We start from the raw sequence: 11,258 nt of genomic DNA, 5'->3' as shown, positions 1-11,258 counted from the left end.
CCAGTTTCACCCGTCGCACCAGTGGCACCGGTCGAGCCGGTTGCGCCTGTCGCTCCGGTCTCACCCGTGGCTCCGGTTGCTCCAGTCGAGCCCGTGGCTCCAGTCGAACCTGTCGACCCCGTTGCGCCTGTCGCTCCGGTTTCACCCGTCGCACCTGTGGCGCCTGTTGACCCGGTTGCTCCAGTCGAGCCGGTCGAGCCAGTCGCTCCAGTTTCACCCGTCGCACCAGTGGCCCCGGTCGAGCCGGTTGCGCCTGTCGCTCCGGTCTCACCCGTGGCTCCGGTCGAGCCGGTTGCTCCAGTTGCTCCGGTCTCACCCGTCGCACCGGTTGCTCCGGTCGAGCCAGTAGCTCCGGTCGCGCCAGTTTCGCCTGTTGCGCCGGTACCGCCGGTCGCACCCGTGGCGCCGGTCGCGCCAGTTTCACCCGTTGCGCCGGTACCGCCGGTCGCACCCGTGGCGCCGGTCGCGCCAGTTTCACCCGTTGCGCCGGTGCCGCCGGTCGCACCCGTGGCGCCGGTCGCGCCAGTTTCACCCGTTGCGCCGGTGCCGCCGGTCGCACCGGTACCGCCGGTCGCGCCAGTTTCACCCGTTGCGCCGGTCCCGCCGGTCGCACCCGTGGCGCCCGTCGCGCCAGTTTCACCCGTTGCGCCGGTGCCGCCGGTCGCACCCGTGGCGCCGGTCGCGCCAGTACCGCCCGTCGCGCCAGTACCACCCGTTGCGCCAGTACCGCCCGTTGCGCCAGTACCGCCGGTCGCACCCGTGCCGCCGGTCGCGCCGGTACCGCCGGTCGCACCAGTTCCGCCCGTAGCTCCGGTCGCGCCCGTGGCGCCGGTCGCTCCAGCGCCGGTCGCACCCGTGGCTCCGGTTGCGCCGGTAGCACCCGCCGGGCCGGTAGCGCCGACTGTGCTGGTGCTGAAGGTCCCAGTATCGAAATGGTTGCCGCCGTTGCCGTTGCTCGGACCGAAGGTAGGGCCGTCCTGGAGTGTGTAAGTATTTCCGCCACCAGGCGTTAATGTTCCGAAAAGATTAAACCCAGAGTCGTATATTTTGTAAGTATGAGTTGGATCCGGTATTGTAATTGTAACAGCAAATTCACTTACTTTATTATTACCTGATTGCGGAAGGGAGAAGCTTCCAACCAACACCGGCGGATTGAGCGTAGTATCTACCAGATAGTATGTATTTATGTTAGCACTGCCATTTTGGATGGTCAGATCACCAGTCAACGTCAGATCGACAGCGAGCACGCCTGCGTAGCTTGCTACGCCCGCTGAGCTCAGCGGCGGAAGAAGGGACGACTGGCCCGGTCGCGCTGACAACTCCCAACTACCACCCAGCCTGGCTTCGCCAACCAGCGATCTGGCTGCGTGAACGTCTGCACCAACAGCCGCCTCCAGTGCGGCCACGAACGTCTCGCCAGTATTCCCCAAGGCCGTTTCGCAGCTCCACAGCCGCATCTCGCCGTCTTCGGCAAGCGCCTTGCCTATCGCGGCGAAATCCTCAGCCTCGTCCCTCACAGTGGCAACGGACCAGTTTCCAGCCGTGAATTGAACCCGGCCTGGCGAGCCGTGCGCGATGACGTGAACCGCGTCGAGCCCCTCGTGCCCAGCGAGAACGTCCGCCATCTGCTGCGCCACCGGCCGCCGGCCGTCGAGCACGACAGCCTCGACCTCGGGCCTCAGATTGCCAAGAACCGTCTCGAGGTCGGAGACTGAAGGATCCACAAACAGAATTTCAGAGGCGCGGGCCATAACTGGCTCCTGTTGGCTTGGAATTCAATTCAAGGGAAAACCGCTCAACCGGCTTGACCGGCGAGCGGCACGAACCAGACATTTGGCAGCGGTCATCGCCCCGCCGCCCCGACGGCACCGTCGGGGCGTTGAATTGTGGGGGTCTCCACGCGAAGGAAGCTGGCAGCCTGGAAAGCCCCGCCTTCGTCGAACGTGCCGATCGCAAGCGAGCCGGCTGCGCTCGGAACCTTGACGGTGAGGGCTACGGCGAGGCTGCGCGGTACGGCCTTGGGAAGTATGACCTGGCCGACGATCGTGTTCTTGGCCGAGTCCAGAATGAAATAGGTGACGTTCTCGGTCCCGTCGCCGATAGGCAAAGCGCCTCGAACGGTGACTTCCATGACCGCAAAGCCCGCAGTGAAGCTCATAGTGTCCTCCTCGATCCGCTGCGGCCAACGCCGCCGTTATTGTCGTTTCTCAGCTTCAGGTTTCAGTCGGTGCCGAGCTTCCGCAGCCGGGCGGGTGAAGCCACGACGGCGAGAGCCGAAAATTGTCCAATCCCAGGAATGCGCCGCCCGAGATACACAGTCAGGCGGACGTCGTTACCAGTCGCAAGGCGACTACCGCAGGTGGCAAGATTGAGAGGAGCTGGACACAGGCCGAGGCCGAAGGCCACGTCAACGCGGCGCCGTCTGGTGGGTGATGTTACACGGACCACTGCCAACTCCATCACGCGGGTCGCGATTGTTCACGACTTGCAAGGAGCCGGCTACTTGCGAGGGACCATCATTGGGAGATCGGTAGCCTAGATTACGGATTCAGGACCAATCGGCGAAACGTTCGCCCACCACCACATACACCGCGCCCTCACGGGTGAGTGGCGTTCCTCCCGGATACTCTCCTGGCTTCGCAGACAACCGCGGACCGGCGCTCTTTCGCCAAATCCGCAGCTACCCTCCATTGCATTAGATATTAGTAAATTCGAAATTTCTAAACTTGTAAATGGTTTGGTTTACAATTTATTAATTCAGAACCGCTGGGTCACCCATCAGAGACTGTCATCGAAATGACATGCCAGGGCGTGAACACTTTAAAAATCCAAGAGTTAGCTAAGGGCCATTTCAATCGCGAAAATTGAGAGCCTTCATCAAAATGGCTTAGGCTGCGGCGGCTGTGAGACGAGCGTGAGAGACGATCGAATCCTCATCAAAAAGGATTGCTGTGCGACATGACACTGCGATGCAAATATGGCCGCCTCAACGAGGGTCCGGCGTGAGCACCATCGGCCTGTGCATGATCGTCAAGAACGAGGCGAAGGTCATCCTGCAATGCCTCGCCAGCGCGCTTCCTCTTGTCGACTATGTGCTCGTCGTCGACACTGGGTCCACCGACGGCACACAAGACCTGATCCGAGGCTTTCTCGCGCAAAACGATGTCAAGGGAGCAGTTATCGACGAGCCGTGGCGGGACTTCGCCTACAACCGCAGCTTCGCCCTTGAGCGACTGCGCGAGATCGAGAGCGTCGACTATGCGATGATCATCGACGCGGACGACATGCTGATCTGCGATCGCGACTTCGAGCCAGCCTTGTTCAAGTCCCGGATGGACAAAGATCTCTACGATGTCGAGGTACTGCATGGAAATATCGCGTTCTACCGCCCGCAGATCTGCAGCAACCGGCTGGCCTTTTCCTTCAAGGGTGTGTTGCACGAATATCTGGAAGGCCCCCCCGGCCCCATCTCAAGGCAGAACGCCGAGGGTTTTCGCATCGCAACGGGGCGCGGCGGAGCGCGCAGCCAGAACCCGCGAAAATACCAGGACGACGCGGCGGTGCTGGAGAACGTGCTTGCAACCGAAACCGACCCGTTCCTGATATCGCGCTACACCTTCTATCTGGCGCAGAGTTACAGGGATTTTGGCGAGCGCGAGAAGGCGCTCGAACAGTATTTGAAGCGAGCTGAACTGGGTTTCTGGAACGAGGAGGTCTATGTAAGCCTGCTCGAGGCCGGGAACCTGATGGCGGCGCTTGCCCGGCCCTTCGAAGAAGTCGTCGCGGTCTATGAGCGCGCGACCGCGACAGTGCCCACGCGCGTGGAGGCGCTGCACGCAGCGAGCCTCTACTGCCGCAACCAGGGGCGCAACGCGGAAGGGCTGGACTATGCGCGTCGCGGTGTAAGTCTCACGGAGCCGGCGGGTCTGTTCGTCCAGCCTTGGGTCTACGACTACGGACTGCTCGACGAGTTGTCAGTCAACGCATACTGGGCGGGCGCCCATCGGGAATCGCTCGATGCCTGTCTGAAACTGCTGGCCTCCGACAAATTGCCGGCGGACATGCTGAAGCGGGTTGTGGCCAATGCCCGTTTCGCCGCGGACAAACTCGAGGTCCGCGAGCCGCCGGTATTGGGAAGCCTCGGCGCAGAGAGCCTTGTCGAGCAGCACGCGCTTGTTGCGCAGCGCCCGTTACGCTCGCGGCTCAAAGGCACGCCGCGCGTCCTTGTCGCGATATTGGCAAAGCAGAAGGAGCCCGCGCTGCCGCTCTACCTGACTTGCATCGAAGCGCTCGACTATCCTAAAGAATCGATCGTCCTCTACATCCGAACAAACAACAACACTGATAGAACCGAGCACATATTGCGCGAATGGCTGGAACGCGTCGGCCACCTCTATTCCGCGGTCGAGATCGACACGTCGGACGTGTCCGACCGGGTCGAGCAGTTTCGCGAGCACGAATGGAACGAGACGCGTTTCAAGGTGCTCGGCAGAATCCGCAACATCAGCCTGCGGAAAACCCTCGAGCACAATTGCGAATTCTATTTCGTCGTCGACGTCGACAATTTCGTGCGACCGGCCACGCTGCGGGAACTCGTCGCGCTCGACGTGCCTATCGTTGCGCCGCTGCTACGCTCCATCGCACCCGGTCAGTATTATTCGAACTACCACGCCGAGGTCGACGCGAGCGGATATTATCAGCACTGCGATCAGTATCTCTGGGTGCTTAACCGCCATGTCCGCGGCATCATTGAAATACCGCTCGTGCATTGCACCTACCTTGTCCGCGCCGACGTGCTGACCGAGCTGACATATGACGACGGCACCACGCGATACGAGTACGTCATCTTTGCCGACAGCGCCCGCAAGGCCGGGATCGTTCAATACATCGATAACCGGCAGGTCTACGGCTACATCACCTTCGGCGATGGCGAATATCATGTAAGTGATGGAATCGAGCGCGCAGGCGAGCTTTTGCGCAGCGCGGGTGACGTCCCGGTATTGGCGGAGATCGCTGCCGTCGCGGCGGCGCCGGCCGAGCCACGGGATTCGCCGAAAATTCACCTGATAAACCTCGACCGGAGCGTCGACCGCTGGAACAAGTATCAGAGCGACAATTGGCATCTGACGCAGAATACGCTTCGGGTATCGGCCGCCGACGGCGCCTCCCTGGACCGGAATGCGCTCATAGAGGAAGGCCTGATCACCAGCGATTGCGCGTATCCGGCAGGAACGCTCGGGTGTGCTCTATCCCATATCAACCTGTGGAAGCTGGCGGTTTCGGAGAACAAGCCGATAACCGTCTTTGAAGACGACGTCCGTGCATCGTTTCGGTTCCTGGAGGAATCGGCCGATCTCATGGCTCGAGCTCCGAGGGATTGGGATATCATCCAGTGGGGCTATCTATTTGACCCATTGTTCGCCTGGCTGGATTTCGGCTTCTCCAAAGCAAAGCTGGAATTCTACGACCTCCGAAATAGAAACGGGACCTCGTTTCAGGCTGAGAAATTCTCGAGATCGCTGGTCGGGCTGGTACATTCGTTTGGAACGCAGGCCTACACAGTCTCGCCGTCAGGTGCACGCAAACTCCTTCAAAAGTGCCTTCCTCTACAACGCCGGCTTATCCCGTTTCCTGGAACGGGCGTCGTGATCGAGGACACGGGCATCGATTGCGCCATGTGCGGGGCGTACGGCTCGATGCAAGCTTTCCTTTGCATTGCGCCACTCGTCATCCCAGACGACGGGCAATCGTCAGAGCGGATGTCAATGGATCGGCAGCAAAGCTCGGGCTAGCGCCCAGCTTTCACGGAGTCGCAGAGCCCGCGACTTCACGCGCGGCTATCGCCACGCATTTGGCGCCCGTAATCACGTTCAGCCTCGGTCAGTTGCCGTTTGCGCAGCACCACGCGCATCTCGTCTACCGCCCGCGGGCTGCGCAAGATCTCGTCCTCCAAGACACCTCGCGCCGCGAGCGCATCCCCGATCGAACTATAGCCGAAGGTTTGCTCCACCAATTCGAACCTGGATTCGGTCCATCCGAGATACCAGTACCATTCGCAATAGTAGAGCCAACTCCGCTCGTTGAAGGCGTGTACGTGGGTAGGATCCTGCCAGGCACCGTATGACAGGTCGTATGGCACCACAATATTGAACAGCCCTCCATCCGCCAGCAAAGTCAGGCAGTTCGTCATAGCCGTCACAAGATCCGCAACGTGCTCGAGCACGTGCGAGGCCGTTATGCTGGCAAATAGTCCCCGATCCATCCGAACCGGTCCGAAGCGCTCGGACATAAATTCACGCTCGAACAGGCCAGGATCCGATATGTCGGCCACGATGTCGGGATGCCATCGATTGCTGATATCGATATTCAGCACCCTTGGATCGCGTATCTTTCCCCGACCGAGTACAACGTCGCCGGGTAGGTTCGGCAAATCGCTCCAGGCAAGCGCTTCCGGAAGTATATTTGTTGCTCTGCGTCGACTGAATGCCTCGAACCCGGCCCTCGCTACCTTGTGACGTCTATCCGTGTCGCGCACCAGCGCCTCGGCCGCGGCGACAAGGTTCTCGTATGGCGCCGCAACGAAGGCGTCCGTCAAATCGGCGTCCACAAGTTCGCCCGGATTTATCTCGCTTACTACCGCGCGCCCGTTGGCCAGAAGATCGAATACGCGGATTATTTCGAGCTGCCCACTACCGTAGAAATGTATATTGATAATAACCTTGGATCTAGCAATGAATTGATCGAGCTGTCCGGCAAAAACATTGAACAATGCCTCAACGCGCAGCCCACGAGCGCGCATTTCGTCTATTATTGCCGACCTTCTCTCATTGAATGATCCATAGAATAAAACGTCAATATCCTGTTCAGCATCGCCGATTCGCGTAAGACCATCAACGTAGAACATCCGGAAATAATGGACCGGGCGACCTATCTTCCTGGATAGAAAGATGGCATTACTCTCGCTAAAATCCCATACATGAAACCTCCGCAAGAGATTGCAATAATCATCCGTGATCCAATTTGATGTATAATTTTCGACGTTGAATATAATAGAATTTCCAGGCAGACGATCCAAAGCCGACGTTTGATAAAGATTGGCGCCTAGTACGATCGCCCGCCCGTCGAAATCCGCAGGCAAATCATGAATGATGTCCGTCCCGATCGAGATCTCGCTCAAACCATCGGCGAGCATCCTGACCATGCTTGCGAGCACCTGCACGATCCCCGGATGAACGAGAAGTGTGATGTGTGTTCTTGTGCTCACGTCATCCCCATCCCCCGGCATTCCCGCCATGAACGATCGCCTCGTTCGATGCTGGGCGGTCGCCTTCGAATAGTATTGCTCACGTCACCCGATGGGGGTTTGTCATTGGTGATTTGCGGGCTCGGAAACCCTCCACCACACGGCACAGCCGTCGATCGGAATTAAGGGCGAAGTGATGTTGCCTCTAGCGCGGAACTCATCCACAGCCTGAGCGCACGGGGCCAGGAAGTAGTCGTCGACGATTACAAATCCCCCATACGATACCTTGTGATAGAGCGCATCGAGAGCTTGAATGGTCGACTCATACATGTCGCCATCCAGTCTAAGAACCGCCAATTTTTGTATCGGGGCATTTGGGAGCGTGTCCTTGAACCAGCCTTCAAGGAAGACAACCTGCTCGTCAAGCAAGTCATATCTGCGGAAATTTTCTTCCACGTCCTTCCGGGAGATCGCCAGTTCTCCATGCACGTGGTGGGTGTCGCCAACGTCCGCCGCATACTTTTCGGGACTTGGAGGAGGAAGGCCGGCGAAACTGTCAGCGACAAAGATCCGACGTCGCGTTTCGGCGTATGAGGCAAGAATGCCTCTCATGAAAATGCACGCTCCACCGCGCCAGACCCCGGTCTCTATAAAGTCGCCAGGAACATCGTTCAGGATCACGGTTTCGCACAGATGCCGCAAATTGCGCATCCTCGCCGAGCCAATCATGGTTTGCGCCAGTCCTGGCCAATCCCGCCCGAGGGCACGCTTGTTCGGGTCGTATTGCCCACCGGTCCACGGATCAATGGGCGCGTCGCCGTATAAGGTTCCGGTCAACGATGCTTCGAGAAGATTGAGATATCTATTCCGCATCTTCACGGCGGCGGTCAGGAAGTCATGACTGTCATTCAATGCTGGTCTCCTTCTGAGAGCCTGATCGGAACCGCTGCTTCCGCGCGGGCTTTTGGATGGATACGAGCGCGATTGATCGAACTGCGCTGTCGCCGTAACTTCGTCAGCCACCTGTGAAAAGCTCTTCTCCACAATACGCCTTCGAAATGCAGCCCCTCGTTCCGGACGCCCCGTCCGCTTTACGATCCTTCGCCAAAAACTGACATCATGCTAATTTAGTTTCAGGCAGTCGGACATTAGAAATCGAAGTGCAACACGAGATTTTGCCATATCCTTGTGGGGCGCGGCGTCCGCAAGCTTGCTCCCTGCCGCATCGGTGGGACGGCCGCTCTTGCGGAGATCTACATTTTGACTCGTGGCATTGAACCGCGGGTGAAGGTGCACCAATAGCGAAGCGGAAAGGGCTCTGAATTGCCGTGATAAACCTCGCGATCAACAAACCTGCAACTCAAAGTTCGACCTCAGAATGGTCATTCAGCCCGCACCCGGAGCAGGACGCTCGGGGAGGAAACGACGGCAAGATTTCTGGCGAAATGGGATTTCATACCAAAACGGAAACGGATCCCTGGTGGCAGGTCGACCTTGGCAGCGAGTTTCTAATTCGGCAAGTTGTTATATACAATCGGCAGCATCAAGCGCACAGGCTAAGGCACTTTAGCCTTCTTGGATCAATTGACGAAGAGCATTGGAGGATCTTCTACAGAAAAATTGATAGCGGGGTCTTTGGCGATTCAGACGGGCGGCCTTACGTTGCGAATATTTCTGGAGATCATATTGCCCGGTTCGTGAGGGTTAGGCTTGACGGCTATGAATGCTTGCACTTCAGTGAATGTCAGATATTTGGTGATCCTCTCGATCAAGCTACACGCGCTCGACTAACCGATGAAGAACGCGAAAATAACCGTATCCCAATTGGACGGGATGGCTATTTCATGGGCGTTGGCGGCTTTGACATATTCGTGGACACTGAAAATTACTCAGAGACAATCATCGATGCACTTCGCAGAAATTACTACGAGGGGCGTGAGCGGCAGTTGACTGCCGATCTGGTTCACCCGTCAGACCGTGTTATCGAAGTGGGAACCGCGATAGGGCTGGTGGCGATGACAGCCGCATTGATCGTGCGCGCTGAAAACGTTCTGACATTCGACGCGAACCCTAAAATTCTTGATGATGCTCGGCAAAACTTCAGGCGAAACGGCCTTTCCAAGATCAAGTCGCGCAACGGGGTTCTGAAAAATCGACAGAAGATCCTCGGCGCGGGTGAAACCGTCGAGTTCTATATCGACAAATCTTTTTGGGCTTCCAGGCTCGATGCGACAGCGACGGAACCGAGTATCGTCGACAAGGTTCGAATTCCTGTCTACTGTCTTGAAGACGAGATACGTGACCATTCCGCAAATGTCCTCATTTGCGACATAGAAGGTGGAGAGGTCGAGTTGCTGGAGGCGGCCGATCTGTCCGGTATTCGACTGATCATCATGGAGACGCACTATGCGGTCTCCGGCGAGGCAGCCACGGATGCGATGATGCGAAAGCTTATCGTTGAAGGGTTTTCCCTTCATCTTGGCCATTCCGCGCATCAATTTGTGGTCCTGCGCCGGTAAACTGCTACCGAGGGACTACAGCCAATTGCTCAACCCCACGATCTCTGTTTCGAAGGTTCGACCATCGGGTCGGAAGTGGTTTCGATGAACCGACGAGAGTTTACGGCGTTAACGGTCACATCTTTTGGCCTGGTTTGCCCATCGCGATGGAGTCTGGACAGGAGTCTGGCGGCTGCTATGCCCGTGATTGCTCAAGCTGCCACCCCAGCCGGGTTGCTTCACGCCCCCATCGAGCTTGCCGGCGACTGGGGTCGCATGCTGCCGGGTGCCGCCCTTCAGGTCGTCGAGCGCATGCGCCATGCTTGCCTCGACGGTGTCCGCCTCGTTTCAGATCGCCAGCCGACGAGACTGCGCGTCGAGGAACATACCTCCGGTTCGCCAGCCGTCTGGCTGCACCCCGACGGCAGCAGCATGGCCTGGACAATTGTCGATATCGGCGAGCGGGACTGGTCGAAGCTCGCCTACCAATTCGGGCATGAGCTCGGCCATGTCTTTGCCAACAGCTGGCAGGCCGACGCCAAGCCCGCGCCTCCCTGTCAATGGCTCGAGGAAGCCATGGTGGAGGCCTTTTCGCTGCGTGGCCTGGGGCGCCTGGCGAAGGACTGGAAACAAAACCCGCCCTTTCCCGGCGACAACGCCTTCGGCGACGCCATCGCCGAGTATCGCCAGAACATCGTCAACGGCTACAAGACGCTTGCCGACTCTCAGGGTCTCACTAGCGACCCGGCAACGTGGTTTGCCAAGCACCGAAGCGAGATCGAAGTTCCGAACCTCAACTCATTCGCACAAGCAATCTCCTTGAACATTCTCGCTCAATACGAGGGGGCTTCAGAATGTATCGAGGCCCTTGGCGCACTCAATCGCTGGCCTGGCCGGAGCAGCATTCCAATCGGCGAATATCTGCAACGCTGGAAAGACAGCTGCGCCGATTTGCACGCGTCACCTCAGTTGCCGATCCACTTGAGCGAGATTTTGGGAATTCTGCCTGGCCTCAAGTGATACCTGGCCGACCAGCTGTTGCTCGCTGGTAGACAGCGAGGACCACATTCAATAGCCGAATCTAGTCCGGCACTCGATCAGGAGTGCACTCCTCATTGGAGAGGCAACACCGCTGGCATCCACGCCCCTTTTGCAGAACTTGACGCACACAACCCTTTTTGAACTGCACCGGCGGCGTGATCGAGGTCTCATACCTAACCACGCCGCCGGTTTACGCCGTTGCCCGAGGCACAGTATTTGGGAACACAGAACCGTGGGCTTGGCGTAGTTGTTGCGTCGAACCGTAGCCTGCGGCCCGGTGGCTTTCCTCAATAAACCACGACGCTCCTGATCGACTTGCCCTCATGCATGAGGTCGAAGCCCTTGTTGATGTCCTCGAGCTTCAGCGTATGGGTGATCATCGGATCGATCTGGATCTTTTTTTCCATGTACCAGTCGACGATTTTTGGCACGTCGGTGCGGCCGCGCGCGCCGCCGAAGGCGGTGCCCATCCAGCT

At 58.3% G+C, this 11,258-nt stretch carries 7 protein-coding genes and 2 pseudogenes; 4 read left to right on the top strand and 5 right to left on the bottom strand.

What is annotated here, in order from left to right:
• Positions 1-373: 373 nt before the first annotated feature.
• On the top strand, positions 374-808 hold the full coding sequence (locus FJ414_RS31965) for a DUF4573 domain-containing protein (protein WP_348640032.1): 435 nt from the start codon (positions 374-376) through the stop codon (positions 806-808).
• 493 nt (positions 809-1,301) lie between these two features.
• Here the strand turns inward: FJ414_RS31965 and FJ414_RS31960 are convergent.
• Both FJ414_RS31960 and FJ414_RS30985 read right to left on the bottom strand, forming a co-directional pair.
• Positions 1,302-1,751: pseudogene (locus tag FJ414_RS31960) on the bottom strand (DUF4347 domain-containing protein); the annotation flags it as partial.
• Positions 1,752-1,843: 92 nt separating this feature from the next.
• On the bottom strand, positions 1,844-2,158 hold the full coding sequence (locus tag FJ414_RS30985; RefSeq protein ID WP_140648146.1) for a hypothetical protein: 315 nt from the start codon (positions 2,156-2,158) through the stop codon (positions 1,844-1,846).
• Between the two features lie 844 nt (positions 2,159-3,002).
• Here FJ414_RS30985 and FJ414_RS30980 point away from each other — a divergent pair.
• Positions 3,003-5,792, top strand: a complete 2,790-nt coding sequence (locus FJ414_RS30980) for a glycosyltransferase family 25 protein (protein ID WP_140648145.1) — start codon at positions 3,003-3,005, stop codon at positions 5,790-5,792.
• A 35-nt stretch (positions 5,793-5,827) separates the two neighbouring features.
• Here the strand turns inward: FJ414_RS30980 and FJ414_RS30975 are convergent, their stop codons facing one another.
• Together FJ414_RS30975 and FJ414_RS30970 are read right to left on the bottom strand one after the other, a co-directional pair.
• Positions 5,828-7,294 carry a hypothetical protein gene (locus tag FJ414_RS30975; RefSeq protein ID WP_140648144.1) on the bottom strand — a complete coding sequence of 489 codons (1,467 nt, stop codon included), beginning with the start codon at positions 7,292-7,294 and terminating at the stop codon, positions 5,828-5,830.
• Positions 7,295-7,366: 72 nt separating this feature from the next.
• Positions 7,367-8,155: a TylF/MycF family methyltransferase gene (locus FJ414_RS30970; RefSeq protein WP_246672545.1), complete on the bottom strand. Its 789-nt coding sequence runs from the start codon at positions 8,153-8,155 to the stop codon at positions 7,367-7,369.
• A 416-nt stretch (positions 8,156-8,571) separates the two neighbouring features.
• Here FJ414_RS30970 and FJ414_RS30965 point away from each other — a divergent pair, with 416 nt between their 5' ends.
• Together FJ414_RS30965 and FJ414_RS30960 are read left to right on the top strand one after the other, a co-directional pair.
• A complete protein-coding gene (locus FJ414_RS30965) occupies positions 8,572-9,762 on the top strand; it encodes an FkbM family methyltransferase (RefSeq protein ID WP_140648143.1) in 1,191 nt (396 codons plus the stop codon).
• Positions 9,763-9,939: 177 nt separating this feature from the next.
• Complete coding sequence (locus FJ414_RS30960) at positions 9,940-10,761, top strand: hypothetical protein (RefSeq protein WP_246672544.1); 822 nt, start codon at positions 9,940-9,942, stop codon at positions 10,759-10,761.
• A gap of 308 nt (positions 10,762-11,069) precedes the next feature.
• Here FJ414_RS30960 and FJ414_RS30955 read toward each other — a convergent pair.
• Positions 11,070-11,258, bottom strand: a pseudogene (locus tag FJ414_RS30955) (S-(hydroxymethyl)glutathione dehydrogenase); the annotation flags it as partial.

This window comes from Mesorhizobium sp. B3-1-6 (assembly GCF_006439555.1).
In the GTDB taxonomy this organism is placed as follows: Bacteria; Pseudomonadota; Alphaproteobacteria; order Rhizobiales; family Rhizobiaceae; genus Mesorhizobium.
The sequence above is the reverse complement of the archived record's forward strand: the minus strand, read 5'-3'. Positions and strand labels throughout refer to the sequence as shown.

Coding starts and splice junctions, on each gene's coding strand:
- FJ414_RS30960 (WP_246672544.1), top strand. CDS start 9,940: ATGCCCGTGATTGCTCAAGCTGCCACCCCAGCCGGGTTGCTTCACGCC.
- FJ414_RS30985 (WP_140648146.1), bottom strand. CDS start 2,158: ATGAGCTTCACTGCGGGCTTTGCGGTCATGGAAGTCACCGTTCGAGGC.
- FJ414_RS30975 (WP_140648144.1), bottom strand. CDS start 7,294: ATGGCGGGAATGCCGGGGGATGGGGATGACGTGAGCACAAGAACACAC.